The following is a 26,926-nucleotide window of genomic DNA, read 5'->3' as shown; positions in this document are numbered from 1 at the left end:
TTGACTTTGCGGCGAAATATCAAGTTATCCACAGAATCGGCCGGCGCTTGTTAACTACTACTACGTTTACATACGTATACGTCGAGGTAAACCTAAACCTGTGCTCGCCGGCTGCGAAGATTTGAAAAACTATTTTTCATTCCCGCCACCGCAGACATTGCTGGCGAACCGTTTCGTTCAGTGATTTTTCCTGCTTGAAAATCGTCCGCAGCCACGACGCGTCGTTCACGCGCGCCTTCGCGAGCGCGCCGATCTCGTCGAGCGCCGCGCGCGAGCCGAGCGCCGCCGCGTGCGGCGCGATGCGCTCGAGCGTGTCGAGGATGTCCTCGGCGATCGTCCGGCGCTCGCCCGTCTGCGGATTCACGCAGGTGCCCTCGAGTCCGAAGCGGCACGCCTCGAAGCGGTTGAACGTGTAGACGAGATAGTCGTCCTCCGACAGCTTGAGCGGCCGATCGATCAGCAGATAGCGTGCGAGCGTCTGGATGTAGCACGCGATCGCGGCCGCGCGGTCGACGGACAGCGGCGTGTCCATCACGCGCACCTCGATCGTTCCGTAGCCGGGCTTCGGGCGGATGTCCCAGTAGAAATCCTTCATGCTGTTGACGACGCCCGTGTTCACCATCTTCGTGAAGTACTCCTCGAAGCCTTGCCAGGTGAGCACGAACGGCGCGCGGCCCGACAGCGGGAACGCGAACACGGAATTCAGGCGTGCAGAATGAAATCCGGTGTCGACGTTCTGCACGTACGGCGACGACGCCGAAAGCGCGATGAAGTGCGGGATGAAGCGCGACATCGAATGCAGCAGGAACAGCGCGCTGTCGGCGTCCGGACAGCCGATATGCACGTGCTGGCCGAACACCGTGAACTGCTTCGCGAGATAGCCGTACAGCTCGGAGATGTACTGGAAGCGCGGCGCATCGAAGATCTGCCGCTCGCTCCATTGCTGGAACGCGTGCGTGCCGCCGCCGCAGAGACCGACGTTCAGCTGGTCGGCCGCGCTGACGAGCGTGTCGCGGATCGCGTGCAGTTCGCCCAATGCCTGATCGTGCGTTCGGCATATGCCCGTCGACAGCTCGATCATGCTTTCGGTGATCTCCGGCGTGATGTTGCCGGGAAATTTCGCATCCTTGATGAGCCGCATCAGGTCGGACGACGCTTTAGTCAGATCGTAGTTGTGCGTATTGACGATCTGGATTTCGAGCTCGATGCCGAACGTGAACGGTTCGGAATTGACAAAGGTTTCGAGTGCCATGGCGTGGTTCCGGATAACGGGACGGGAAGCGTCGAACGCGCGGATCAGGTGGCGTCACGCCGTTCGCCGACGGCCGACAGGCTGCGATAGACGACAAGCGGCCCGATCAGTTGCAGCACGACGATCGAGCACATGATGACCGCGCGCAGGCGCGGATCGAAATTCGGGTAAAGCTGGTAGGTATCGTCGACGAGCAGATACGCGAGCGCCGACATCGGCACGAGCGAGAAGCCGAGCGCAACGCCCTGCTTGACGCCGAGGCCGCTCGGCTTCGCGAACGCGAGCACGCCGACGAGCTTCGCGACGAAGCGCGTCGCAATCAGCGCGCCCGCGACGAGTCCGCCCGCGACGATGTCCTGCCATGCGAACGACGTGAGCGTCAGCACGAACAGGATCACGGTGAGCAGCCACCCGGCCGTGCCGAAGTGCTCCGGCCAGAGCTGCGGGCGCGCCTCGAGGTTCTTCACGATGATGCCGGCGAGCAAGAGCGTGAGCATCGTCGACAATTTGAGCACCTGCGCGACCGCGATCGCCAGCACGACGAGACCGAACAGCGCGACGAACGAATGCTCGTCGCGCATCGTCGCGGCGACGTGCCTGAACAGATAATTGCATGCACGAGCGAACAGATACGCGACGATGAACGAGCCGGCGAGCAGATAGATCGGCTGCAGGATCGTCGCGAACACGTTGCCGTACGCTTCCTGATGCAGCCAGCTCGTGACGAGCTTCGTCAGCACGACTGCGTAGACGCTGTTGAGCGCGGACAGCGTGATGAGCCGCTGCGACACCTGCCCTTCCGCGCGCAATTCGGTCTTCAGCTGGATCACCATCGCGGGCGATGTCGAGATCGCGATCGCCGCGAGCACGAGCGCGATCATCCCCGGCACCTTGAGAAGCAGCAGCACCGCGAGCACGAGTACGAACGTGAGCGTCGCCTCGGCGAGACTCGACGCGATGAGCCACGGATTGCGGCGAATCCAGCGCAAGTCGAGCCGGCTGCCGAGTTCGAACAGCAGCAGCCCGAGCGCGACGTTGACGAGGAGCCGCGACGTGTCGTCGGTGCTCGCATCGATCACGCCGAAGCCGAACGAGCCTGCGATGAGGCCGATCACCGCGTAGCCGGTGATGCGCGGCAGGCGCCATGCGCGATAGCAGAGCTCGCCGCAGAGGCCTGCTGCGAAGAGCGCGAAGCCGGCCCAGAAGATCGCATCCGGGGCGAGCGGCCAGTTGGGTAGAAACGAGAACGCTGACTTCATCGTGGTGACTTCTCCTTTGGAAGGCAACCTCCGGCGACGCGGATCGAGCGAGTCGAGCGAATGATGCGCGCTGGATGAGTGGTTGCCCCGTCGTTCGTTGTTCTGTACGACCGCTAGGACATGGGGTAAGCCCGCGTCGCTGAAAAGGGTGCGACGGTCAGTCGGGCCTGCAGCCGATCTGGGTCGGCCTGGCGTGTGCGAATGGGCAGCGCGATCTCAAATCCTCAGATCCGAATTCGAGCCGACCGTTCCGTTGATGCAAGCATGGCGCCGTGCCATGACGTGCGTGAAGGAGACCGATTGTGCCACAGCTATTACGGTCCGAACCGAAATCGGGCAAACGGTTGGCCGACCGCAGGAGGCTAGCGTCTTTATCCTGAGGTAAACCTGTATACATACATAGTAAGAGTTAACAAAGCGCCCGTTTTTCTGTGGACAACCAGCGTTTACGTCGACAGATCAGGAACTTGCGGTGCGCATAACCGAATGCACAGCCTGTTTGTCCGCACAGAGTTTCGATGATCAACTTTTTCGGGTCTGTGCGGTGGCGCGTAGTTACCCCGTTTACGTCCACATCGGTTGCACAGTGAACGAGCGGGGAATTCGCTTGGTTATCCACAGGGTTGCGTGGATAACCGGCTCGCGTTTCTGTGACGAGGTCGAGAAATTTCTTCGGCCGCACGTCGCGCAAAAGCGCTCGGTTGTCCAGATAGTGAGCCGGTTTCGATGAGTCAGTCGGCGCGCCCGTGACGCAATGCGCGCACGAGGAAGCGAGCCGGGTCGATCGCTTCGGCGAGCTCGCGTTCGAGCGGCCACGGCTCTCCTTCGATCTGCGCGGCGATCAGCTCGGCGCCGAGCGAGGCCCAGACGAGCCCGCGCGAGCCATAGCCAAATGCGCCGTACAGGCCAGCCGCGCGCGGCACGTCGCGCAGCCTCGCGCCGGTGAGCGCAGCCGCATTGCGCGCGGCCGCCGTTTCGTCGGGCAGCTCGCCGACGAGCGGCAGCCGGTCGCTCGCGACGCAGCGAAAGCCGACGCGCCCCGCAAGCGTGCGCGCGTCGAGCGTCGTCGCGGAAAAAGCGGGCAGCAGCCGCTCGAGCCGTTCGAGGTTTTCGCGATGGCCCGCTTCGCGCAGCGCCGTGTCGGCATCGTCCGGCTCGTACGTCGCGCCCGTCAGCGTGACGCCGTCGGCGAGCGGCACGACGTAGCCGTCGCCGATCACGGGCAGCGGCACGGCGGGCGCGCTGCCCGGCGGCAGCAGCGTCAACTGGCCGCGCACGCGCTGCGTCGGTGCGTGCCGAAGGCCCGCGACGCGCGCGGCGTCGGCCGCGTTCGCGACGACGACGACGCTCGCCTGTGCAAGCGTCGCGCCCGATGCGTCGAGCGCGCGCCAGCGGCCGTCGCCGCCGCGCTCGAGCCGCGCGACTTCGACGCCGGCGATGCGCACGAGCCGTTCGCCGGCCGCCGCGCACTGCGCGGCCGCGAGCGCGGCGGGGCTGATCGAGCCGCCTTGCGGAAACCACCAGCCACCGTGCGCGACCTCGGTTTGCAGCAGCGCTCGCGTTTGGTCGCGCGACAGCGCCGCCGCGAGCTCCGCCGGCACGCCGAGCGCATCGATGGTGTCGCGCATCCGCTCGAATTCGTCGTCCGACGTCGCGAGCTGCACGAGGCCCCGCGTGCTGCGCGCGAACGCGTGTCCGGCGCGCTCGAGCGCGCGCCAGCGTCCGAGCGCATGCAGAAAACCGGCGCGCGACAGTCGGGACGCGAGGTTGTCGTCGCGCGCGATCATCGGATGGAACACGCCGGCGGGATTGCCGGACGCCTCGCTCGCAATCCGTTCACGCCGCTCGACGAGCGTCACGTGCCAGCCGCGCGCCGCGAGCCGTTCGACGACCGCGCATCCCGCGAGCCCCGCGCCGATCACGAGCGCATCGCGCGTGCCGACGTCGAGCGCGCGCGGCGGCTCATGGCGCCGCACGCGCCAGCGCGGCGCGAATTCGCCGACGAGCATCGCGCGCTTGCCCGCGAAGCCTTCAACTTTCCGACACGCGAACCCCGCTTCGTCTAGCGCGCGCTTGACTGCGCCCGAGCTCGTGTACGTCGCGAACGTCGCATGGTCGTCGGCGAGTTTCGCGAGCGATTTGAAGATCGCGGGCGACCATAGATCCGCGTTCTTCGTCGGCGCGAAGCCGTCGAGATAGAACGCGTTTGCGCGCAGCACGAGATTCGGCAGCACGTCGAGCGCGTCGCCGAACGCGAGCGTGAGCGTTACGCGGGCGCCGTCGAATTCGAGGCGATGCACGCCTGGCGTCAGCGCGGGCCACGCGTTCGCGAGTTCGTCGACGAGCGGCTCAATGGTTGTATATGCAACGATATGCGCGGCGGCGCGACGCAGATCGTCGCGCGCGAACGGGTGCTTTTCGACCGACACGAAGTGAAGCCGCTCGCAGCGAGACGGGTCCGCGCGCCACGCGGCCCACGTCGCGAGAAAGTTGCAGCCGGTGCCGAATCCTGTCTCGAAAATCGTGAAAGTTTGCTCGTGCTGCCAGCGCTTCGGCAGGTCGTTGCCGCGGATGAACACATGGTCGGCCTGAGCAAGTGCGCCGGCCGCGCTATGGTAGATGTCGCCGTAGAGCGGCGAGACGACGGTGCCGTCTTCGCGGAAGACGAGCGTCGCCGGAACGATTCGATCGGGCATGCGAAACAAAAAAGAAGGCGGCGAAATTGCGGCGAACCGCCGCGTGAGCCCCGTCCCGCCTGGCGTTGGCAAAATCCAACGAAACCACGCGCGGGCTTCGGCCGGGCAGCGGCGAAGCCGGTTGGCGCGACTCGAAACCCGCGCGGAACGCGTCTAACTCGACAAAATTCGCTCGAAAATCTTTGAAACCCTTGTCGTTATTGGGTTTGCGCTGCGCTATCATAGCAAGCGCCGTATCGCGGAGCTGCCAGGAGGCAAACCCGGCGGTGCGTTGCGCGGCGCAATACTTTGCGCTGTGCCGTTGCCACACACTATAGACGGCACGGTTCGCGCACGTATAATCGGCGCGTTCGCGCTGTTCGTGTCAACCTAACCTGGAAAGGAACCTTAATGAACAAACAGGAACTGATCGACGCCGTCGCCGCCCAGACGGGCGCCAGCAAGGCTCAAACCGGCGAAACGCTGGACACGCTCCTCGAAGTGATCAAGAAGTCTGTGTCGAAAGGCGACTCAGTTCAACTGATCGGCTTCGGCAGCTTCGGCTCGGGCAAGCGCGCAGCGCGCACCGGCCGCAATCCCAAGACGGGCGAGACCATCAAGATCCCGGCAGCCAAGACGGTTAAGTTCACGGCGGGCAAGGCGTTCAAGGACGCAGTGAACAAGCGCTGAAACGAGCTTTCGCGAACGAAAAACCCGCTGGTTCCAGCGGGTTTTTTCTTTTGTGCGCGGCTTTTTTGCCGCGCCGCATTGTCTTTTTCAATCTTTGACGATCAGTGGCGGTGGACGATTTCGGCGTCGTCGCCGTGATCGTGATCGTGGTCATGGGCGTGGTCATGATCGTCGACGTCCCATGCCGGGAACGGGTCCGCGTAGCTTGCCCACGCATCCTTGCCTTGCGCGCATTCGGCGTCGGTGAGCAGGCACGCATCGAACTTCGCGCGCCACGCGGGCGCATCCAGCCCGACGCCGATCATCACGAGTTCCTGTCGGCGATCGCCGATCGACGTATCGGCGAGGTCGCCGTGCCAGTCGGCAACGATCTCGTCGTACAGTTCGTCGCCCTGTTCCGGCCATTCGGCGCGGTCCTGCGCCGCCCACCAGTGCCCGGCCGGACCGTGCCGGCACACCCCGCCCGCCTGCGACAGCGAGCCGGCGATGTCGTTGCGCGTCGCGAGCCAGAAGAAGCCCTTGCTGCGCAGCACGCCCTTCCACTCTTCGTGCAGCAGCGTCCACAGCCGCTCCGGATGGAACGGCCGGCGCGCGCGATAGACGAAGTGGCCGATGCCGTATTCGTCGGCTTCGCCATGCACGTGCCCATTGCCTTGGCCGTGCTCGTCTTCGTCGTCGTCATGCCGATGCTCGAGCGACGCGAGCCAGCCGGGCGCGCTCGCGGCTGCGTCGAAATCGAAGAGTTTCGTGTCGATCACGTCGGCGAGCGGCACGTCGCCGAAGCGGCTCACGATCTGCCGCGCGCGCGGATTCAGGTTCGCGAGGATGCGCTGCAGGCGCGCGAGCGCGTCGGCGTCAACGAGATCCGCCTTGTTGATGACGAGCACGTCGCAAAATTCGATCTGCTCGATCAGCAGCTCGACGAGCGTGCGGTCGTCCTCGTCGGTCGCGGCGAGGCCGCGTTCCGCGAGCGCGTCGTCGCGGGCGTAGTCGCGCAGGAAGTTGAACGCGTCGACGACGGTGACCATCGTGTCGAGGCGCGCGACATCCTCGAGCGTCGAGCCGTCGTCGTCGACGAACGTGAAGGTCTCGGCGATCGGCATCGGCTCGGCGATGCCGGTCGATTCGATCAGGATCGCATCGAAGCGGTTTTCGGCCGCGAGGCGGCGGATCTCGACGAGCAAATCGTCGCGCAGCGTGCAGCAGATGCAGCCGTTCGACATTTCGACGAGGCGTTCCTCGACGTGCGACAGCTCGGCCGCGTCGCGCACGAGCGTCGCATCGACGTTGACGGCGGCGAGATCGTTGACGATCACGGCGACCTTCAGGCCGGCGCGATTCGCGAGGATGTGATTGAGCAGCGTGGTCTTGCCGGCGCCGAGGAAGCCGGACAGCACGGTGACGGGCAACGGCTGATTCATTGCGGTGCGCACCAACGAAAGAAGCGGGAGCGGCCGCCGCGCCCCGAAAAACGGGGCGGCACCGGCGGGCGACCGGCGCCGACGGGCGGCGGGAAAGCCGCATTGTGCATCAAATATAGATAGCCGGCCGCGCGCGGCGGCAAGGCGGCGGCGATTTCATGATGCGTGAAGCGCGAGCGAAACGGGCGGAAATTCTTGCATGCGATGCGATCGCGAGGCGGCTGGCGCGGCGTTGGGCTTGCTCGGGCGCGGCTTGGCTGCGGATTGCGGGCCGTTCGTTCGGCCGCGTGCTCAGCGCTGCGCGTTCTGCGTATCCCGCGCGCTAGGCGCGGGCATCAGCTTCCATCGAACCAGAATGTCGGCGATTTGCCTCGCGTACTTGTCGCGCAGCGAAGGCGATTCCGAATGGTAGGCGCCCACCGCTTGCCAGGTGTTGCCGTACTTGTCCATCTTGCGGCGCAGATGCCATGCGGCGATATAGACGTTCTTGCAAGGCTCCATCAGCGTGCCCTTCGTGATTCCGTAGCGGGACAGCGTCGGCAGATGGATCGAGTTGATCTGCATGAGGCCGTAATCGATCGAGCCGTTCGTGTTCTTGTTGAGCGCGTCCGGGCGGTTATGCGATTCCTGCCACGCGATCGCGCGCAGGATCAGCGGATTCACCTTCTGATACTTCGCGGCTTCGTCGTAACAGTCGGCGCGTGCGGGTGCGCTGGCGAACCATGCGCCGGCGGCAAACATCGCGACAAGAACGAACCGATTGATCATTGAAGGAGAAGAAATAGCTTAGTTGAGCTTGCTGATTTTGCCGCAAACCTACCCACACGTTTCTGACAGGGCAATCCTAGCATACCCGCGGATCGTTGCAGTGCCATGTCGATCGTTCGGATAACCGCCCTCTTCTTCGCCTTTCCGGCTGCGAGTCGAGTTGAAAAACTTCCGTCGCCTTTCCGGTACATGCTCTTAAATCTCGCTTGATGTGAAAATGGGATATCAATCTCACATTATTAGTGGCTTGAAGAAAGCTATCGGATATTAATTGACGCGTGCTTGCCAAGCCAAGCCTTCTTGAGTTTAGTGGCTTGCTGAAATTGGTAGGGAATTCGCAAAAAGTCTATCTTTGAAAAGATGATCGAGGCTGAAGGAGGCTGAGATTTTTAAGTTGGAGAATTCTAATTGTCTCTCTATTTTGATCGAAATTATGCCGATAAATTGAGGTCAAGTAATAATGGCGCTTCGATCTCGAACGCCCAAGAAAGTCGGCTTTTTACAGCGCCAGTCAAGGCTGCCGCCTCAATTGTTCACGAGTGAAATGCGGTGATGAAACCGAAGTGGCATGGATAGATGGCGGAGGAAAAACGCGATCATGTTTGTTTATGCTGAAGGCGGAATTTTAATTAAATGGAGAAGGGTTGAATTCATGGGGCGAAGCAAGGATATTTTGAACGAAAGCTCTGCGAAGATTGTCTCTGAGATTTCTAGGGTTATCGTGGTAGATAGGGTGGGTGGAAATATCGATGTATTCACTAATAACCGGGAAGCAAGATGCGGAGGATATATGGTGTCAAATTCCAATTTCCGAGATGGGTGCGGCCAAATGGCATGGAAACGAATATTCTCGTTATTCAGCCCGAAGTAGACGGGACATCGGATTTCGAGTGCGCAGGCGTGGCCAAGGCAACGATCGTCCGAGAGTAAAGGCGAATCTGCGGAGGTATGTGCCGCATCGCTTGCGATATGGCGTATATCTCAAGTAGGTAAATCAACGGTAGACGGATTCAAAAGAGGGATTCGAGTGGCGCTGGAGCCGCAACCCTCTGGGCATAATGGCCCCGCGTTTTGCGGTAAAAGGACCAGCGATACCGTAGCCTGGCGAGCTGTAACAAAATGGAGCGGGCGGATGTCGTAACGCGTCTTCTGCTTCGGCGTGTCGCGGCTCAAGCGAGATTTTTTGCAGGCGGCGTAGTTTGTGGTCTTACTCGGTCGTGCCGGACCCGCCATGTACGGTTAGTGGCACACGCAATGACAACGTCCGGGCGTCGCACGTGACGCAACCTTATGCGCGTCACGTACGAAAATAGTGTCGGCTCTTACTGGTCACGCGCCGACGCCATGTGCGATAGTGTTGCAACGAACGGACAAGTGGCTTGCAGTCGATGATTGTTTCATCTCTTTGCTCGCCGATCCGGGAAGTTGCATGGGAGTGAAGATTGGGCTGGGGAAAACCCGCACGCGCTTTTCCGTCGGAGGCGCTTGCGCCGACCGTATCATACCGACAGCCACGCTGCCACCGCTATGTATGTTCTTGCATGCCGTTCGGCCGGGCCGGCTGCCCGGCAGGGCATTGATTAAATCCGTTTTCGCTTCCAATCGAACCAGTGAGGGAAGGCTTACATGTCGCAGACGTCGAACTGAAATCCGTGTTGGAAATGAGTCGGTCCTGGGCTCTATGTGATATTTCGGACATGAAAAGCTGTTAATGTCCAAGCTTTCGCCATTGAATTTCAGCAATACCATCGGACACGGCCGCCGCCGGCATCGATCCATTACTCCATGACAAGAACTCGCTTTGCTTTGCGGCGCGTCGCAACGGCGCTCGTCGTCGCCGGAATTGTCGTCGCGCAGGCCGCTCACGCTCAGGTCACGCTCAATTTCGTCAATGCGGACATCGACCAGGTCGCGAAGGCGATCGGCGCCGCGACGGGCAAGACGATCATCGTCGACCCGCGCGTCAAGGGGCAGCTGAACCTGGTCGCCGAACGCTCCGTGCCGGAAGATCAGGCGCTGAAGACGCTGCAGTCCGCGCTTCGGATGCAAGGTTTCGCGCTCGTCCAGGATCACGGCGTCCTGAAAGTCGTGCCGGAAGCCGACGCGAAACTGCAGGGCGTGCCGACTTACATCGGCAACACGCCGCAGGCGCGCGGCGACCAGGTCGTCACGCAGGTGTTCGAGCTGCATAATGAATCGGCCAACAACCTGCTTCCGGTGCTGCGCCCGCTGATCTCGCCGAACAACACGATCACCGCGTATCCGGCCAACAACACGATCGTCGTCACCGATTACGCGGACAACGTGCGCCGGATCGCGCGGATCATCGCGGGCGTCGACAGCGCGGCGGGCTCGCAGGTCGCCGTCGTGCCGCTCAGGAACGCGAACGCGATCGACATCGCCGCGCAGCTGACGAAGCTGCTCGATCCGGGCGCGATCGGCAACACCGACGCGACGCTCAAGGTCACCGTGCAGGCCGATCCGCGGACCAACGCGCTGCTTTTGCGCGCGTCGAACGCGCAGCGCCTCGCCGCGGCGAAGAAAATCGCGCAGCAGCTCGACGCGCCGAGCGGCGTGCCGGGCAACATGCACGTCGTGCCGCTGCGCAACGCCGATGCGGTGAAGCTCGCGAAGACGCTGCGCGGAATGCTCGGCAAGGGCGGCGGCGAAAGCGGCTCGTCGGCGAGCTCGAACGATGCGAATGCGTTCAATCAGGGCGGCTCGCAGAGCGGCTCGAGCTTCTCGACGGGCACCTCGGGCACGCCGCCGCTGCCGTCGGGATTGTCGTCGTCGGGCTCGTCGGGCGGCACCGGCGGCACGATGGGCGGCGGCGGTCTAGGCACGGGTGGCCTCCTCGGCGGCGACAAGGACAAGAGCGACGAGAACCAGCCGGGCGGCATGATCCAGGCCGACGCGGCGACGAACTCGCTCATCATCACCGCGTCGGACCCGGTGTACCGGAACCTGCGGGCAGTCATCGATCAACTCGATGCGCGCCGCGCGCAGGTCTACATCGAGGCGCTGATCGTCGAACTGAACTCGAATACGGCCGGCAACCTCGGGATTCAGTGGCAGGTCGCGAACAATGCCCTCTATGCGGGCACCAATCTGGCGAGCACGGCGGGCAGTGTGGCCGCCAACAGCATCACCAATCTGACGGCCAACGCGACGAACCCGCTTAACGTGCTGAATGCGCTCACGCCGGGACTCAACATCGGCTGGCTGCACGACATGTTCGGCGTCAAGGGGCTCGGCGGGCTGCTACAGTACTTCGCGGGCGTGAGCGATGCGAACGTGCTGTCGACACCTAACCTGGTCACGCTCGACAACGAGGAAGCGAAGATCGTTGTGGGCCAGAACGTGCCGATCGCGACGGGCTCGTACTCGAATTTGACGAGCGGGACGTCGAACTCCGCGTTCAACACGTATGACCGTCGCGACGTCGGCCTCACGCTGCATGTGAAGCCGCAGATCACCGATGGCGGGATTCTCAAGCTGCAGCTCTATACCGAGGATTCGTCGGTCGTCAGCGGCACGACGAACACGACGACGAACCCGGCCGGCCCGACGTTCAACAAGCGCTCGCTTCAGTCGACGGTGCTTGCCGACAACGGCGAGATCATCGTGCTGGGCGGCTTGATGCAGGACAACTACCAGGTGTCGAACCAGAAGGTGCCGCTGCTGGGCGACATCCCGTGGATTGGCCAACTGTTCCGTTCCGAGACGAAGCAACGCCAGAAAACGAACCTGATGGTGTTCCTGCGCCCCGTGATCATTTCCGACCGCGAGACTGCGCAGGCGGTGACGTCCAATCGCTACGACTACATCCAGGGCGTGACGGGGGCGTACAAGTCGGACAACAACATCATGCGCGACAAGGACGACCCGATCGTTCCGCCGATGCCGCTCGGCCCGAGCCAAGGCGGCTCGCCCTCGATGAACCTGTTCGACATCGACAAGATGCGGCGTCAGCAAGCCGCTCCGCCCGCGCCCGCCAGCGCGCCGGCGGCGGCGAGCGACATGGGCGCCGCGTCGCCGGGAGCCCGTCCGTGACGCAGGCGCTCGCGCAAGGTATCCAGGACCAGCCGACGGGCAACGCGCCGTCGCCGCTCGCCGCGCGGCTCTTGCCGTACGGCTTCGCGAAGGCCGGCCAGATCCTGATCGCGCACCAGCACGCGGACACGCTCGAAGTGTGGATCAGCGAGCGCACGAGCCCGGCCGCGCTCGCCGAGGTGGCGCGCAACTTCGGCGCGATCTCCTTGCGGCGCGTGCCGGCCGACGAGCTCGCGCAGGCGATCAACCAGGCGTACGCGCGCCAGGACGGCAGCGCCGCGCAGATCGTCGGCGAGGTCGAGGGCGAAGTCGACCTGTCGCGGCTGATGCAGGACATCCCCGAGGTGGAGGATCTGCTCGAGTCCGAAGACGACGCGCCGATCATCCGGATGATCAACGCGCTCCTCACGCAAGCGGCGCGCGAGCAGGCGTCGGATATCCACATCGAGCCGTTCGAGAACGCGTCGGTCGTGCGCTTTCGCGTCGACGGCACGCTGCGCGACGTCGTGCGCCCGAAGAAGGCGCTGCACGGCGCGCTCATTTCGCGGATCAAGATCATGGCGCAGCTCGACATCGCCGAGAAGCGCCTGCCGCAGGACGGCCGCATCACGCTGCGCGTCGGCGGCCGGCCCGTCGACGTGCGGGTGTCGACGCTGCCGACCGGGCACGGCGAGCGCGCGGTGCTGCGTCTGCTCGAAAAGGACGCGCAGCGCCTGAATCTCGAAGCGCTCGGGATGGGCCGCGACACGCTCGGCCAGTTCGACAAGCTGATCTCGCGCCCGCACGGCATCGTGCTCGTCACGGGCCCGACCGGCTCGGGCAAGACGACGACGCTGTACGCGTCGATGTCGCGCCTCGAGACCGCGACGACCAACATCATGACGGTCGAAGATCCGATCGAATACGATCTCGCCGGCATCGGCCAGACGCAGGTGAACGAGCGCATCGGGATGACGTTCGCGCGCGCGCTGCGCTCGATCCTGCGTCAGGACCCGGACATCATCATGATCGGCGAAATCCGCGACCTCGAAACCGCGCAGATCGCCGTGCAGGCGTCGCTGACGGGCCACCTGGTGCTCGCGACGCTGCACACGAACGACGCGGCGTCGGCCGTCACGCGTCTCACCGACATGGGCGTCGAGCCGTACCTGCTCGCGTCGTCGCTGCTCGGCGTGCTCGCGCAGCGGCTCGTGCGCCAGCTCTGCCCGGTGTGCAAGGAGGAGCGGCACGAGGACGGCCGCACGATCTGGCATCCGGTCGGCTGCGACAAGTGCGGGCATTCGGGCTACACGGGGCGTCGCGGCGTCTACGAGCTGCTCGTCGTCGACGACGCGATCCGCTCGCTGATCCATCGCAACGCCGCGGACGCCGAGATTCTCGCGACCGGCCGCGCGAACGGAATGCGCACGTTGCGCGACGACGCCGAGCGCTGGCTCGCGGCGGGCGCGACGTCGCTCGAGGAAGTGCTGCGCGTGACGGGAGGCGCATAGCGTCATGCCGGCCTTCCGCTTCGAAGCAATCGACACGTCGGGGCGCGCGCAGAAAGGCGTCATCGAAGCCGACAGCGCGCGCAACGCGCGCGGCCAGCTCCGCACGCAGGGGCTCACGCCGCTCGTCGTCGAGCCGGCCGCGAGCGCGACGCGCGGCGCGCGCAGCCAGCGCCTCGCGCTCGGCCGCAAGCTGTCGCAGCGCGAGCAGGCGATCCTCACGCGCCAGCTCGCGAGCCTGCTCATCGCCGGGCTGCCGCTCGACGAAGCGCTCGCCGTGCTGACCGAGCAGGCGGAGCGCGACTACATCCGCGAGCTGATGGCGGCGATTCGCGCCGAGGTGCTCGGCGGCCATTCGCTCGCGAACGCGCTCGCGCAGCATCCGCGCGACTTTCCCGAGATCTACCGCGCGCTCGTCGCGGCGGGCGAGCACACCGGCAAGCTCGGGATCGTGCTGTCGCGGCTCGCCGATTACATCGAAGAGCGCAACGCGCTCAAGCAGAAGATCCTGCTTGCGTTCACGTATCCGGCGATCGTCACGGTAATCGCGTTCGGCATCGTCACGTTCCTGCTGAGTTATGTGGTGCCGCAGGTCGTCAACGTGTTCGCGAGCACGAAACAACAACTGCCGCTGTTGACGATCGTGATGATGGCGCTGTCCGATTTCGTCCGGCACTGGTGGTGGGCGATCCTGATCGGGATCGCGGCCGTCGTCTATCTGGTGAAGGCGACGCTGTCGCGCGACGGCCCGCGCCTCGCGTTCGACCGCTGGCTGCTGACCGCCCCGCTCGCCGGCAAGCTCGTGCGCGGCTACAACACCGTGCGCTTCGCGAGCACGCTCGGCATCCTGACCGCGGCGGGCGTGCCGATCCTGCGCGCGCTGCAGGCGGCGGGCGAGACGCTGTCGAACCGCGCGATGCGCGGCAACATCGAGGACGCGATCGTGCGCGTGCGCGAGGGCTCCGCGCTGTCGCGCGCGCTCAATAACGTGAAGACGTTTCCGCCCGTGCTCGTGCACCTGATTCGTTCGGGCGAGGCCACCGGCGACGTGACGACGATGCTCGACCGCGCGGCCGAAGGCGAATCGCGCGAGCTCGAGCGGCGCACGATGTTCCTGACGAGCCTGCTGGAGCCGCTGCTGATTCTCGCGATGGGCGGCATCGTGCTCGTGATCGTGCTCGCGGTGATGCTGCCCATCATCGAGCTCAACAACATGGTGCAGTGACGGACGACGGGCGCGGCCCGCCGTGGCGGCGAGCCGGCGGAAACGAAGCGGCGCGCCCGGCGGCGCCGCGCTTTCAGCGGACGTAGATCGCGGGAGACGGCGTGTTGGCGGGCAGGAAGATCTCGGAGCGCGCGCCGTTGCGCTCGACGACGATCGAGCGGTCGCGCACCTCGGCGAGCTTCGCGCCTTGCGCGATCTCGCTGCCGAGCGACACCGCGTGCGGCGCGTCGCCGCCGATGCCGACGATGGCCGCCGCGCCGCGCTGCAGCGCAAGGATGCCGAACAGGTGGATGTCCTGCACCGGATTGCGGGTTAGCTGCCCGCCGAAGAGCGCTGCGGCGTCTTCCGTGCGCACCGGCGTGCGGGCGGCGGCGGCGGGTAGCGGAGCCTGATGCGCGGACAGCGTGACGACCCAATAGGTGGCCGTCGCGCAGAGCACCGCGAAGAGGGCGAGGGATAGGAGCCGGATCGATAGCGCGTTCATGCGCGTTATTGTACGGAGGAATATGAAATTTGCGTTGAGTGGAAGCCCGGAGCAAGTCGCGCCTTACAATGCGGCTTCACGCAGCGCACGCCGCGCGGCTTGCTGCCGCGCGCGTCACTCACTCACCGCTCATTTTTTTGAAGAAGAGGTAGTCACTCATGCAAACGTGGATCACTCGCCGCTCTCAGGCAGCACGCCGCCAACGCGGCTTCACGCTGATCGAGATCATGGTCGTGGTGGCGATTCTCGGCATTCTCGCGGCGCTCATCGTGCCGAAGATCATGAGCCGTCCCGATGAAGCGCGCCGGATCGCGGCGAAGCAGGACATCGGCACGATCATGCAGGCGCTGAAGCTGTACCGCCTCGACAACGGCCGCTATCCGACCCAGGATCAGGGCCTGAACGCGCTGATCCAGAAGCCGTCCACCGATCCGATTCCGAACAACTGGAAGGACGGCGGCTATCTCGAGCGCATGCCGAACGACCCGTGGGGCAACCCGTACAAGTATCTGAACCCCGGCGTGCACGGCGAAATCGACGTGTTCAGCTACGGCGCCGACGGCAAGGAAGGCGGCGAAGGCAACGATTCCGACATCGGCTCGTGGCAATAAGCCGCTAACGCCACGCTTACGCGCGACGCGCGCACTTTTTCGATGTACGCACGACTCGGTTCGTCTTTCGCTTTCGGCACGCGGCGTCGCGCGGGGGCTTCCCGCCGTTGCGCAGCAGGGGCCGCATTCGGGCCGTCCGTAGAGGATGGCCTCGGTCGTTCGGCGGGAGCCGCTTGCGGGCGGCCCGCGGCGCTTTCCCGCGGTCGCGCCGAGGGAACGCGCTTCGGCCGCCCCGACGAGGCTTCCTTCGCGCGCCGCGCGCGCGGCTTCACGCTGCTCGAAATGCTCGTGGTGCTCGTGATCGCGGGCATTCTGGTGTCGGTCGCGTCGCTGACGCTCAGGCGCAATCCGCGCACCGACCTGCGCGAGGAAGCGCAGCGCGTCGCGCTATTGTTCGAGACGGCGGGCGACGAGGCGCAGGTGCGCGCGCGTCCGATCGCGTGGCGCGCGACCGATCACGGCTTTCGCTTCGACGTCCGTACGGGCGACGGCTGGCGTCCGCTGCGCGACGACGTGCTGCGCGCGCGCGACTGGGACGGCGGCGTGACGGGCGCCGCAATCGACTATCCCGGCTCGGACACGCATATCGACGCCGTCGTGTTCGGCACCGAAAGCATCGACGTGCCGGTGCGCGTCACGCTTTATTCGGCGGTCGGCAGCGCGACGATCGTCGGCACCGGCAACGGCCGCTACGAGGTGCGTTGACGATGCACGCCCATGCCCTTTCCCGCCGGCGTTTCCGCTCGCGCTCGCGCGGCTTCACGATGATCGAGGTGCTCGTCGCGCTCGCGATCATCGCGGTCGCGCTCGCGGCGTCGATCCGCGCGGTCGGCTCGATGGCGACGGGCGCATCCGATCTCCACGCGCGGCTGCTCGCCGGCTGGAGCGCGGACAACGCGCTCGCGCAACTGCGCCTCGCGCACGCGTGGCCCGAGATCGGCACGCAGACGTTCGACTGCTCGCAGGGCAACGTCGCGCTCACCTGCACGCAGCGCGTGAGCTCGACGCCGAACCCCGTGTTCCGGCGCGTTGCGATCTCGGTGTCGATGAACGGCCGCGCCGGCGTGCTCGCCCAGATGGTTACGGTGGTCGCGAATGAAACCAGCCGCTCGCTCTGAACGCCGCGCGCGCCGGCCGAAGCACGCCCGGCAGGCGGGCCGCGTGTCCCGACGCGGCGCGCGCGGTTTCACGCTGATCGAGATGATGATCGCGATCACGATCCTCGCGGTGATCGCGATCCTGTCGTGGCGCGGGCTCGACCAGATCATCCGCGGCCGCGAGAAGGTGGCGGCCGCGGTGGAGGACGAGCGCGTGTTCGCGCAGATGTTCGACCAGATGCGCATCGACGCGCGGCGCGCCGCGACCGACGACGAAGCGGGCGAGCCCGCGGTGCGCGTCGCGGGCGACACGCTGCAGATCGTGCGCGAATTCGATGCGCCGGGAGCGGCACCGCGCCTGCAGGTCGTGCGCTACCGGATCTCGAACGGCCGCGTCGTGCGCTACGCGTCGCCGCCGATCGGCGACGTCAATGCGCTGCGCGACGCGATTCGCGGCGGCGATACCGAAGGCTGGAGCGCGGTGCCGCTGATGCGCGGCGTCGGCATGATCAACGCGCGCGTCTACGTGCCGAAGGTCGGCTGGACGACCAGCATGCCCGACGCCGACAACGCGCTCGAGCAGAACAACAACGCGCTCAAGGTGCCGATGCTCGGCAACGCGCCGCCGCCGCGCGCGGTGACGGGGCTCGAGATCAGCATCGGCGCGACTTCGCTGCGCGTGCCGGTCACGCGCATCTTCCTGGTCGGGGAGTGACATGCGCGCATCCGCCCTCCTCGTTCGTCTCGCTTCGCTTCGCCGCTCGCGCGCATCGAGCGCGTCAAGCCCGGCGCATCCGGCATCGGCGCGTTTGCCGAGCGTGCCGCACGGCGGCGCCGGCGCGCGCATGTGCGGGCCCCGGCGTTCGCTGCGCACGGGCCCGAACCGCGAGCGCGGCGTCGCGATCATCAACGCGCTCCTCGTCGTCGCGCTGTCGGCGATCCTCGTATCCGGGATGTTGTGGCGCCAGCAGGTGCAGGTGCGCCGGATCGAGAACCAGCGGCTGCTCGCGCAGGCGCAGTGGGTCGCGCGCGGCGCGCTCGACTGGACGCGGATGGTGCTGCGCTCCGAAGGCGATACGGCGCCCGGCATCACCTATCTCGGCGGGATCTGGGCGGTGCCGATCGCGAAAACGAAGCTGTCGGAATTCCTCGGCCGGGTGGGCGTGACCGACGCGGCCGACGGCTCGGACACCTATCTGTCGGGCTCGATCGAGGACGCGCAGGCGAAGTTCAACCTGCGCAATCTCGTGTCGTCGCCCGCGCCCGGCGCGCTGCAATTGAACGCGGCGCAGGTGCAGACGTTCCAGCGCCTGCTCGCGACGCTCGGGCTCGACCAGCAGCTCGCGAAGATCGTCGCGCGGCACGTGCGCGCGGGGCTCAAGCAATCGGCGACGCGCTTCCAGGTGGCCCAGCTGCCGGGCGCCGCGAGCGGCGTGCCCGTGCCGCTGCCGGACGGCGGCACCGAAGGCGGCGGCAACTTCACCGACGAGCCGGGCATCGCGGGCGGCGAAGGCCGCGGGCCCGCGCCGCTCATGATGACGAGCGTCGATTCGCTGCTCGACGTCGAAGGCTTCACGCCGGAAATGGTCGAGCGGTTGCGCCCGTTCGTCACCGTGCTGCCGACGGTCACGCCCGTCAACCTGAACACCGCGCCCGCCGAAGTGATCGCGGCGCTCGTGCCGGGGATGTCGGTGTCGTCCGCGCAGGCGCTCGTGTCGCGCCGCGAGACCGTGTTTTTCCGCAACGTCGGCGACGTGACGCTCGCGTTGCGCGGCTCCGGCGCGCCGAACGTGAGCCTCGATTCGAGCCAGATCGACGTCACGTCCAGCTATTTCATCGTGCATGGCCGGATCGAGCACGACCGGGCAGTCGTCGATCGCACGTCGCTCGTGTATCGTGATCCGACCACGCACTCGACGCGGATCGTACGCATTCGCGATCAGCTATAACAACGCCATTCGGGAGAGGAGCTCTTGAGCACGTTGATTGTCCTATTGCCGCCGCGCGAGCCGGCCGTGCCGTTGCAGGAATGGCAATGGCCCGAGCTGCCGTTCGCGCTCGTCGACAAGAGCGGCCACACGCAGCGTGCGGGCCGCGCGACGCTCGCGCTGCTGCCGCAGGCGGCGACGACGGTGCTCGTCGTCGCCGCGCGCGACCTGCTGATGCTCGAGCAGGCGGTGCCGCCCCTGAAGGGGCCGAGGCTCAAGCAGGCGCTGCCGAATATCATCGAGGATCAGCTGATCCAGGACCCGCAGGGTTGCCACATCGCGGTCGACCCGGCGGCGCTCGACGGCGGGCGCCGTGTGCTCGCGGTGATCGATCGCGCGTGGTTCAAGTTCATCGCCGAAGCGTTCACCGCGGCGGGGCACCGCCATCTGCGCGCGGTGCCCGTCACGCGCTGCCTGCCGCTGCCGACGCGGCACGAAGCGGCCGAGGTCGACGCCGAAGCCGAGGTCGCGCACGAACTGCAAGCGGGGCGCGAGGCGGGGCATCAAGCGTCCGCCGGCGCGCCGGCGGACGCCGCGAAGCCCGCCGAGCCGATCGTCGCGGTTGCGCTCGGCCTCGCCGTGACGGCGAGTGCGCCGTCGCTCGCCGAGGAATCGGCGGTGTTGCTGCCGGAGACGGCCGCCGCGCCGCGCGTCGAGCTCGCGCTCGCACGCGGCGCGCTCGGCGAGGGCTTCGCCGCGCCGGTGTCGACCGCGGCGCTGACGCTCGAGGCGCTCGCGAACGGCACGCCGCTCGAGCTCTACGAGCTCGGCGAGCCGGGCGCCGAGCCGCAGCTCGCATCGGTGCGGCCGCTCGACGACAAGCGCCTGCTGCCGGGCGCCGCGATCTGGCCGTTCGACGCGCTCGTGCGCCGCGCGCTCGACGCCCGCTTCGACCTTTGCCAGTTCGAATTCGAATTCGCGCCATGGCGTTTCGACCGCGCGACGTTCATGCGCGTGCGCGTGCCGCTCGCGCTCGCGGCGGCGACGCTCGTCGTCGCGGTGATCGGCGCGAATGCGCACTGGTGGAAGCTCGCGCGCGAACGTGACGCGCTGTCCGCGCAGATCACCGAGACGCTGCTGTCGGCGTTCCCGAAGACGACGACGGTGCTCGATCCCGCCGCGCAGATGGCGCGCCAGCTCGACCGGCTGCGGATCGCGGCGGGCGAACTGTCGCCGAACGATTTCCTGTCGCTCGCGAGCGGCCTCGCACGCTCGCTCGGGCCGCTGCCGCCGAACGGCATCGCGTCGCTCGACTATCACGATCGCCGGCTCGACGTCGGCTTCAAGCCCGGGACCAAGGTCGACCCCGACTTCGCGCAGCGCCTCGCGCGCAACGGCCTCGCGGGCGAGATCGACAGCAGCACGGGCAAGTGGACCATTCGGAGCCGGTCATGAAAGAGGAGTTGAACGAAGCGCTGACCCAGTTCTGGGAGGCCCGCACCGTGCGCGAGAAGCTGCTGCTCGGCTGGGGCGGCGCGGTGCTCGCGATCGCGATCGCGTATTCGGTGCTGTGGTCGCCCGCGCAGGAAGGCCGGGCGCAGATCCAGCGCCAGTTGCCGACGATGCGCCACGAGCTCGCGGAGATGACCGCGCAGGCGAACGAGGCGCGCTCGCTCGCGGCCGCCGCGCAGGGCGTCGCGCCCACTGGCGTCGCGCTCAAGGACGCGCTCGCCGCGTCGCTGTCCGACCACGGGCTTGCCGCCGCGCCGCCGCAGGTGGTCGGCGGCGGCGTGCAGATCCAGTTGAAGAACGCGTCGTTCCCCGCGTGGACGCAGTGGCTCGACGACGTGCGCCGCCAGTTCAAGGCGCAGGTCGTCGAAGCGCACGTGAGCGCGCTGAAGGAGGACGGCCAAGTTGACCTGACGGCCGTGCTGCAGCCGGCGTCGGTCAAGTGAGCGACATCGATGTTCGATTTAGCGGACCACGGGGAATCCGGATGCCGATGACCTGGCCGATGCGCATCCGGCGCTTCGTGCCGTGGGGCGCCGTCGGCGGCGCGGCGATTTTCGTCACGCTCGTCGCGCTGCTGCCCGCGTCGTGGGTCACGCCGAAATTCGCGCGCGCGACAGGCGGCCACGTCAATCTCGTCGATCCGGAGGGCTCGCTCTGGCGCGGCTCGGCGACGCTCCTGCTCGCGCCCGGCGCGGACCGCAGCGCGTCGACGCTGTTGCCCGGCCGCGTGGAATGGCGCACGCAGTTCTGGCCGCTCTTCACCGGGCGCGTGCGGATGCGGCTGCGCCAGACCGACGCGATGCCCGACGGCGTCACGCTCGACGCGACGCTGCGCGGCGCGATGCTGTCGGCGGGTTCGATGGCGGTGCCGGCGTCGCTGCTCGCGGGCCTCGGCGCGCCGTTCAACACGCTCGACCTGCAGGGCGACATGCGGATCGACTGGACCGACTGGCGGCTCTTCGGCAAGGATGCGTTCGGCCAGTTGACCGTGACGATCGCGGACATGAGCTCGCGCGTGTCGCGCGTGAAGCCGCTCGGCTCGTACCGGGCGGTGCTCGAGGCGCGCGGCGTGAACTCGACGCTCGATCTGTCGACGTCGAAGGGGCCGCTGATGCTGTCGGGGCAAGGGAATTTCGGCGCGACGGGCACGTCGTTTCGCGGCACCGCGAGCGCCGCGCCGGAGCAGCGCGACAACCTTGCGGGGCTTCTGAACCTGCTCGGCCATCCGATCGGCGGCGGTGCGGTGTCGTTGATCTACGGCGACGCGGCGCGCTGACGCAAAGCGCGCCGCGTGTTCGGCCGCGCGGCGTTGCGCCGGGGCGCGCTTGGGGACGCCGCAAGCACCGGCGAGGCGGCGACGCGAACGGCGGCGTTGGCCGAGATCGGGCCGTGGGCCGTTCGCGCGGCGGCCCGGCATGTGCGGTTTCGAAGCTTCGCGGCTTCGTCGCGAGGCGAGCGCGGCCGTGAAGAGACGGCCGTCGATCGTCTGATCTGAACCGGCTCATTCCGGTTTCGTGCCGTTTTTGCCACCGGCAATCGACACGACCGGACCGTGGCGCTGCCCGCCGGCATCGCCGGGCGGCATCCTTATCTTCATCGGCGTCATGCCATCGAGCTTGCAGCGGACGTTCGACGGCTCGCAGAGGCGATCGTTGCGCCGCCGATAGCCGTTTTCCGCCCGCTGCTCCGCCCGGTCTTCCACCACACGGGGCACGGAGCACCGGGCACGATCATGCCGGCGAGCGGACGATGCGCTCGCCCGCAGCCGCCATCCGGATTATTGCTGCGCAGCCGTCGTCGTCGCCCGGACGACGGGCGCGTCGGCGGCGTCCGTCGCAACCGCTGCCGTCGACCGGGCCGTCGCCGCGGGCGCCGCAGCCGCCTGAGTCACCTGAGTCACCTGAGCGGTCTGAGCCGCCGGCGCCGCCGCTGCGGCCGGCGCGGAAGCCGGCACCGGCGCGGGCGCCTGCACGCCGCCCGTCTCGCGCGCGATCTGCGCGACGTCCCAGCCTCCGCCCAGCGCCTTCACGAGCCCGACCGACGACACCATCCGCTGCCCGGAAATCGTCGAGAGCTTCTGCTGCGCGCTGAACGCGGTCGTCTGCGCGGTCAGCACGTTCAGGTAGGCGACCGTGCCCGCCTTGTACTGATTGAGCGTGATGTCGAGCGCGTGCTGCGCGGACTCGACCGCCTGCCGCTGCACGACGATTTCCTGCTCGAGTATCCGCTGCGACGCGAGGTTGTCCTCGACGTCCTGGAACGCGGACAGCACCGCGGCCCGGTACGAGGCGACGTCCTGATCGTAGGTCGCGCGCGCGGCTTCGGTCTGCGCGGCGCGCAGGCCCGCGTCGAACAGCGTCGCGGCGAGCTGCGGGCCGACCGACCAGAAGCGCGCCGGCAGCGTGAAGAGCTGCGACCACACCGAGCTCTGGAAGCCGCCCGACGCCGACAGCGTGAGCGTCGGGAAGAACGCGGCGATCGCGACGCCGATCTGCTCGTTCGCGGCGGCCGCGCGCCGCTCGGCGGCGGCGACGTCAGGCCGCCGCTCGAGGATCGCCGACGGCACGTCGATCGGCATCGAGGGCGGCTCGGCCGTGAGCGGCATCGGCGGCAGCGAGAACGTCGACGCCGGCTCGCCGACGAGCGTCGCGATCGCGTGCTCGTACTGCGCGCGCGCGATCCCGTTGTCGATCGCGGAAGCCTGCGCCGATTGCAGCTGCGTTTGCGCCTGGATCACGTCCGAGCGCGCGGCGACGCCCTGCGCGTACTGGTTTTGCGTGAGTTGCAGCGATTTCTGGTACGACGCGACGGTGTCGTCGAGCAGCTTTTGCGTCGCGTCGGCGGCGTGCAGCTGGAAGTAGGTCTGCGCGAGCGTCGCCTGCGCGGACAGCCGCGCGTTCGCGAGATCGGCCGCCGCCGCCGCCTCGCCGGCCTTCTGCGCGCCCACCGTGCGGCTTACCTTGCCCCACAGGTCCGGCTCCCATGACGCGTCGAGGCCGACGTTGTACGTGTTGCCGATCGTGCGCGCCGTGCTGCGCGATGCCGTGCTGCCCGAGGACAACGCGCTCGACGCGCGCGATTCGCTCGCGGTGAGGCCGAGCGTCGGGAAGTACGACGCGCGCGCCTCGGCGACGAGCGCGCGCGCCTGCCGGTACGCGGCCGCGTATTGCGCGACGGTCTGGTTCGACGCATTGAGCTTGTCGATCAGCGCGTTGAGCTGCGGATCGTCGTAGATCGCCCACCATGGGCCGCGGTCCGCGCGGTCGGCCGGCTGCGCGGCCTTCCAGCCGGGTGGCGCTTCCTTGTACGCGGCGGGAATCGCCGCGTCGGGACGGTGATAGTCGGGCCCGACCGCGCAGCCGGCGAGCAGCGCGGCGGCCGCAACGGCGACGGCGGCGCTCAGCGCGCGTGGCGCGCGCGGGTGTGGGACTTGCGACATGTTCTGGATTCCTGTCGAGGCGGCCGCCGGTGGACCGGGCGAGCGGGCGATGCGGCCGAAACGCCGACGGCGTGGCCGAAATGGTAACTGACGGATGCGGGAATGCGCAGACGTTAGGTTAAAGCGCGGACGGGGCCGGATGTGTTACCGGCGCGGGGCGGCTGTTTACCGCGCGTTACGCACCGATGCGGCGCGGCGGCCGCGTTTCACGGGCAGCGGACGGGATCGCCATGCGGGGCGGCGAGGCATAGCTGCGGCGCCGAAGTTTCCTGAGCCGACGCGGCCCGGCCGCCGCCGGCGCGCGCCGCGCGTTGCCGCCGCTGATCGAGCCACGCGAACCCGAGCGCCGCGAGCGAGCCGCCCGGTACGATCAGCAGCACGGCGTACAGCGCGATCTTCCAGCCGCGATGCGGGCCGGAAAGCGTGTGGCGGGCGGTGTCGGACAGGTTGCGGCGCAGCGCGCCGGCGGCGGTTTTCAGCAACGGCATGGGGAAATCCTCGGGACGCACGCCGAACGGATGCGGCTGCGTGGGCAAAGCGGTCAGAACATTGTCTCTGGCGGCGCATTAAGCGCGTAACTCATTGACTGAAATAATATTGACTATGCAATAAATATTCAAGATACTGGCGGCGTTTTTCCTGGAATGCACTGTTGCGGCTCGTGCAACCGACCGGACAGCCCGACGATGAGCAGCCTTTACGACCCCGAGCACATCGAGCTCGAATCGAGCCTCGGCTACTACCTGACGAAGGCGCGGCAGGCGCTCGTCGAGCGGCTGGACCGCGCGCTCGGCCCGCTCGACCTGACCGCGCAGCAGATCGGCGTGATCCTGCTGCTCGCGCGCGGCTTCGCGCGCACGCCGTTCGAGCTGTCGCGCAAGATGTCGTACGACAGCGGCTCGATGACGCGAATGCTCGACCGGCTCGAGAAGAAGGGCTTCGTCGTGCGCGCGCGCAGCGAATCGGACCGCCGGGTGATCGAGCTCGCGCTGACCGAGCGCGGCGCGCACGCGGCGAAGGTGCTGCCCGGCCTGATCGCGACCGAGCTGAACGCGCAGCTCGAGGGTTTTTCGGCCGACGAGCTCGCGCTCCTGACCGACCTGCTGCGGCGCTTCATCGCGAATTCGCCGGGCGCGGCCGATACCGCGTGCGCGGCGATCGTCGAATCGCTGCCGAACGACGGCTGACCGGGAACGACCTTGGATGAGCACCGGATTGCGGCCCGTCCGCCGCACATTTATCTGTCTGGGCAGAAGCTGACAAGTCACTTACTGTCAGTCGATGTCGACGAACAAAAGGATGTCGGGGCAACGGTCGCCCCGTAGGAGACATGCATGGCTGTGACGGCCCCCGCTTCCCCTTCCGCTTCCCCTTCCGCCGAACCGGCGCCGCTGTCGGGGGGCGTGCTCGCGCTGCTGACGGTCGGGCTCGCGCTCGGCACGTTCATGGAGGTGCTCGACACGTCGATCGCGAACGTCGCGGTGCCGACGATTTCCGGCAGCCTCGGCGTCGCGACGAGCGAAGGCACCTGGGTGATCTCGTCGTATTCGGTCGCGTCCGCGATCGCGGTGCCGCTGACCGGCTGGCTCGCGCGGCGGGTGGGCGAGGTGCGGCTCTTCACGCTGTCGGTGCTCGCGTTCACGATCGCGTCCGCGCTTTGCGGCCTCGCCGAGAATTTCGAATCGCTGATCGCGTTCCGGCTGTTGCAGGGCCTCGTGTCCGGCCCGATGGTGCCGCTGTCGCAGACGATCCTGATGCGCAGCTATCCGCCCGCGAAGCGCGGGCTCGCGCTCGGCCTATGGGCGATGACGGTGATCGTCGCGCCGATCTTCGGCCCGGTGATGGGCGGCTGGATCACCGACAACTACACGTGGCCGTGGATCTTCTACATCAACCTGCCGATCGGCGTGTTCTCCGCCGTGTGCGCATTCTTCCTGCTGCGCGGCCGCGAGACGAAGACGACGAAGCAGCGGATCGACGCGATCGGGCTCGCGCTCCTCGTGATCGGCGTGTCGTGCCTGCAGATGATGCTCGACCTCGGCAAGGACCGCGACTGGTTCAATTCGACGTTCATCACCGCGCTCGCGCTGATCGCCGTCGTGTCGCTCGCGTTCATGCTCGTCTGGGAATCGACGGAGAAGGAGCCCGTCGTCGATCTGTCGCTCTTCAAGGACCGCAACTTCGCGCTCGGCGCGATGATCATCTCGTTCGGCTTCATGGCGTTCTTCGGCTCGGTCGTGATCTTTCCGCTGTGGCTGCAGACCGTGATGGGCTACACGGCGGGCCTGGCCGGCCTCGCGACCGCGCCCGTCGGCTTCCTCGCGCTCGTGTTGTCGCCGTTGATCGGCCGCAACATGCACCGGCTCGATCTGCGGATGGTCGCGAGCTTCGCGTTCGTCGTGTTCGCCGTCGTGTCGATCTGGAATTCGACGTTTACGCTCGACGTGCCGTTCAATCACGTGATCCTGCCGCGGCTCGTGCAGGGGATCGGCGTCGCGTGCTTCTTCGTGCCGATGACGACGATCACGCTCTCCAGCGTCTCCGACGAGCGGCTCGCGAGCGCGTCGGGGCTGTCGAACTTCCTGCGCACGCTGTCGGGCGCGATCGGCACCGCGGTCAGCTCGACGTTCTGGGAAAACGACGCGATTTATCACCACGCGCGCCTCGCGGAATCGGTGAACGTCTACGCGCAGAACACGCTCGATTACCAGGGCGCGCTCGCGCAGCTCGGCATCACGGGCGACGTATCGGCCGCGCAGATCAACCAGATCGTCACGCAGCAGGGCTTCATGATGGCGACCAACGACTTCTTCCACATTTCGGCGCTCGCGTTCGTCGCGCTCGCGGCGCTCGTGTGGGTGACGAAGCCGAAGAAGGGGGCCGGGCCCGCGATGGGGCATTGAGCGGCGGCGGCCGGCGCGTCATGCGCAGCGCATCGCGGGCGGTTCGTGTGCGACGGCGCGAGCCCATGCGCCGCTGCGCGCCGGAGGCGGCGGCTTGACGACCGGGGCCGCGCGATGCGATA

The 26,926-nt window shown here is 66.9% G+C and carries 23 protein-coding genes; 14 read left to right on the top strand and 9 right to left on the bottom strand.

The annotated features are described in order from the left end of the window. Positions 1-136 precede the first annotated feature (136 nt). The 3 genes from X946_RS17780 to mnmC all read right to left on the bottom strand — a co-directional run bounded on the left by X946_RS17780 (position 137) and on the right by mnmC (position 5,207). Positions 137-1,252, bottom strand: coding sequence for a YbdK family carboxylate-amine ligase (locus tag X946_RS17780; RefSeq protein ID WP_038750091.1), 1,116 nt, complete (start codon positions 1,250-1,252; stop codon positions 137-139). A gap of 44 nt (positions 1,253-1,296) precedes the next feature. Next, positions 1,297-2,511 (bottom strand): cation:proton antiporter, encoded by a 1,215-nt coding sequence (locus X946_RS17775; RefSeq protein ID WP_038750088.1) that lies wholly within the window; start codon positions 2,509-2,511, stop codon positions 1,297-1,299. A gap of 731 nt (positions 2,512-3,242) precedes the next feature. Beyond that, positions 3,243-5,207 carry a bifunctional tRNA (5-methylaminomethyl-2-thiouridine)(34)-methyltransferase MnmD/FAD-dependent 5-carboxymethylaminomethyl-2-thiouridine(34) oxidoreductase MnmC gene (gene mnmC, locus X946_RS17770; protein WP_038750085.1) on the bottom strand — a complete coding sequence of 655 codons (1,965 nt, stop codon included), beginning with the start codon at positions 5,205-5,207 and terminating at the stop codon, positions 3,243-3,245. A gap of 390 nt (positions 5,208-5,597) precedes the next feature. Here mnmC and X946_RS17765 point away from each other — a divergent pair, with 390 nt between their 5' ends. Beyond that, positions 5,598-5,876 carry an HU family DNA-binding protein gene (locus X946_RS17765; protein ID WP_010100512.1) on the top strand — a complete coding sequence of 93 codons (279 nt, stop codon included), beginning with the start codon at positions 5,598-5,600 and terminating at the stop codon, positions 5,874-5,876. A gap of 101 nt (positions 5,877-5,977) precedes the next feature. Here the strand turns inward: X946_RS17765 and X946_RS17760 are convergent, their stop codons facing one another. Both X946_RS17760 and X946_RS17755 read right to left on the bottom strand, forming a co-directional pair. After that, positions 5,978-7,297, bottom strand: a complete 1,320-nt coding sequence (locus X946_RS17760) for a GTP-binding protein (protein WP_038750081.1) — start codon at positions 7,295-7,297, stop codon at positions 5,978-5,980. A 291-nt stretch (positions 7,298-7,588) separates the two neighbouring features. Then, a complete protein-coding gene (locus X946_RS17755; protein ID WP_038750079.1) occupies positions 7,589-8,065 on the bottom strand; it encodes a lytic transglycosylase domain-containing protein in 477 nt (158 codons plus the stop codon). A gap of 1,785 nt (positions 8,066-9,850) precedes the next feature. Between X946_RS17755 and gspD the strand changes: the two genes are divergently transcribed. From gspD to gspF, 3 genes are read left to right on the top strand one after another with little or no spacing between them, the layout of a single operon-like run. Beyond that, positions 9,851-12,118, top strand: coding sequence for a type II secretion system secretin GspD (gspD, locus tag X946_RS17750; RefSeq protein ID WP_038750077.1), 2,268 nt, complete (start codon positions 9,851-9,853; stop codon positions 12,116-12,118). Further along, complete coding sequence (gspE, locus tag X946_RS17745; protein ID WP_052145111.1) at positions 12,115-13,608, top strand: type II secretion system ATPase GspE; 1,494 nt, start codon at positions 12,115-12,117, stop codon at positions 13,606-13,608. Before gspD ends, gspE begins: the two co-directional genes overlap by 4 nt. A gap of 4 nt (positions 13,609-13,612) precedes the next feature. Further along, positions 13,613-14,830, top strand: a complete 1,218-nt coding sequence (gene gspF, locus X946_RS17740; RefSeq protein WP_038750074.1) for a type II secretion system inner membrane protein GspF — start codon at positions 13,613-13,615, stop codon at positions 14,828-14,830. 73 nt (positions 14,831-14,903) lie between these two features. Here gspF and X946_RS17735 read toward each other — a convergent pair whose 3' ends face one another. Next, positions 14,904-15,314, bottom strand: coding sequence for a general secretion pathway protein GspC (locus X946_RS17735; protein ID WP_038750072.1), 411 nt, complete (start codon positions 15,312-15,314; stop codon positions 14,904-14,906). A gap of 158 nt (positions 15,315-15,472) precedes the next feature. Here X946_RS17735 and gspG point away from each other — a divergent pair, with 158 nt between their 5' ends. The 8 genes from gspG (at position 15,473) to X946_RS17695 (ending at position 21,738) form a co-directional block, all read left to right on the top strand. Continuing rightward, positions 15,473-15,925, top strand: coding sequence for a type II secretion system major pseudopilin GspG (gspG, locus tag X946_RS17730; protein ID WP_038750069.1), 453 nt, complete (start codon positions 15,473-15,475; stop codon positions 15,923-15,925). A gap of 42 nt (positions 15,926-15,967) precedes the next feature. Next, a complete protein-coding gene (locus tag X946_RS31540) occupies positions 15,968-16,630 on the top strand; it encodes a GspH/FimT family pseudopilin (protein WP_081989727.1) in 663 nt (220 codons plus the stop codon). Next, positions 16,627-17,043 carry a type II secretion system minor pseudopilin GspI gene (gspI, locus tag X946_RS17720; protein WP_414734371.1) on the top strand — a complete coding sequence of 139 codons (417 nt, stop codon included), beginning with the start codon at positions 16,627-16,629 and terminating at the stop codon, positions 17,041-17,043. Before X946_RS31540 ends, gspI begins: the two co-directional genes overlap by 4 nt. Further along, positions 17,021-17,737 carry a PulJ/GspJ family protein gene (locus X946_RS17715; RefSeq protein ID WP_038750063.1) on the top strand — a complete coding sequence of 239 codons (717 nt, stop codon included), beginning with the start codon at positions 17,021-17,023 and terminating at the stop codon, positions 17,735-17,737. Before gspI ends, X946_RS17715 begins: the two co-directional genes overlap by 23 nt. Before the next feature lie 130 nt (positions 17,738-17,867). Then, entirely contained in the window at positions 17,868-18,971 is a 1,104-nt protein-coding gene (gene gspK / locus X946_RS17710; RefSeq protein ID WP_081989754.1) for a type II secretion system minor pseudopilin GspK, read from the top strand. 24 nt (positions 18,972-18,995) lie between these two features. Beyond that, positions 18,996-20,405 (top strand): type II secretion system protein GspL, encoded by a 1,410-nt coding sequence (gene gspL, locus X946_RS17705; protein WP_038750059.1) that lies wholly within the window; start codon positions 18,996-18,998, stop codon positions 20,403-20,405. After that, a complete protein-coding gene (gene gspM, locus X946_RS17700) occupies positions 20,402-20,905 on the top strand; it encodes a type II secretion system protein GspM (protein WP_038750234.1) in 504 nt (167 codons plus the stop codon). The genes gspL and gspM overlap by 4 nt, the downstream gene beginning before the upstream one ends. Positions 20,906-20,946: 41 nt before the next feature. Beyond that, the gene (locus X946_RS17695; RefSeq protein ID WP_038750057.1) at positions 20,947-21,738 is read left to right on the top strand and encodes a type II secretion system protein N; all 792 of its coding nucleotides are present in this window, start codon (positions 20,947-20,949) and stop codon (positions 21,736-21,738) included. A 225-nt stretch (positions 21,739-21,963) separates the two neighbouring features. Here the strand turns inward: X946_RS17695 and X946_RS17685 are convergent, their stop codons facing one another. The 3 genes from X946_RS17685 to X946_RS17675 form a co-directional block, all read right to left on the bottom strand. Further along, a complete protein-coding gene (locus tag X946_RS17685) occupies positions 21,964-22,167 on the bottom strand; it encodes a hypothetical protein (RefSeq protein ID WP_145986704.1) in 204 nt (67 codons plus the stop codon). A 72-nt stretch (positions 22,168-22,239) separates the two neighbouring features. Next, positions 22,240-23,901, bottom strand: coding sequence for an efflux transporter outer membrane subunit (locus tag X946_RS17680; protein WP_038750049.1), 1,662 nt, complete (start codon positions 23,899-23,901; stop codon positions 22,240-22,242). A 206-nt stretch (positions 23,902-24,107) separates the two neighbouring features. Beyond that, complete coding sequence (locus tag X946_RS17675; RefSeq protein WP_038750046.1) at positions 24,108-24,389, bottom strand: hypothetical protein; 282 nt, start codon at positions 24,387-24,389, stop codon at positions 24,108-24,110. A gap of 198 nt (positions 24,390-24,587) precedes the next feature. Here X946_RS17675 and X946_RS17670 point away from each other — a divergent pair, with 198 nt between their 5' ends. Together X946_RS17670 and X946_RS17665 are read left to right on the top strand one after the other, a co-directional pair. Next, a complete protein-coding gene (locus X946_RS17670) occupies positions 24,588-25,088 on the top strand; it encodes a MarR family winged helix-turn-helix transcriptional regulator (RefSeq protein WP_038750231.1) in 501 nt (166 codons plus the stop codon). 147 nt (positions 25,089-25,235) lie between these two features. Beyond that, the gene (locus tag X946_RS17665; protein WP_081989725.1) at positions 25,236-26,804 is read left to right on the top strand and encodes a DHA2 family efflux MFS transporter permease subunit; all 1,569 of its coding nucleotides are present in this window, start codon (positions 25,236-25,238) and stop codon (positions 26,802-26,804) included. Positions 26,805-26,926 lie beyond the last annotated feature (122 nt).

Source organism: Burkholderia sp. ABCPW 111 (assembly GCF_000773065.1).
Taxonomy (GTDB): Bacteria; Pseudomonadota; Gammaproteobacteria; order Burkholderiales; family Burkholderiaceae; genus Burkholderia; species Burkholderia savannae.
Note: the sequence above shows the minus strand (reverse complement) of the source record. Positions and strands in the feature narration are given on the sequence as shown.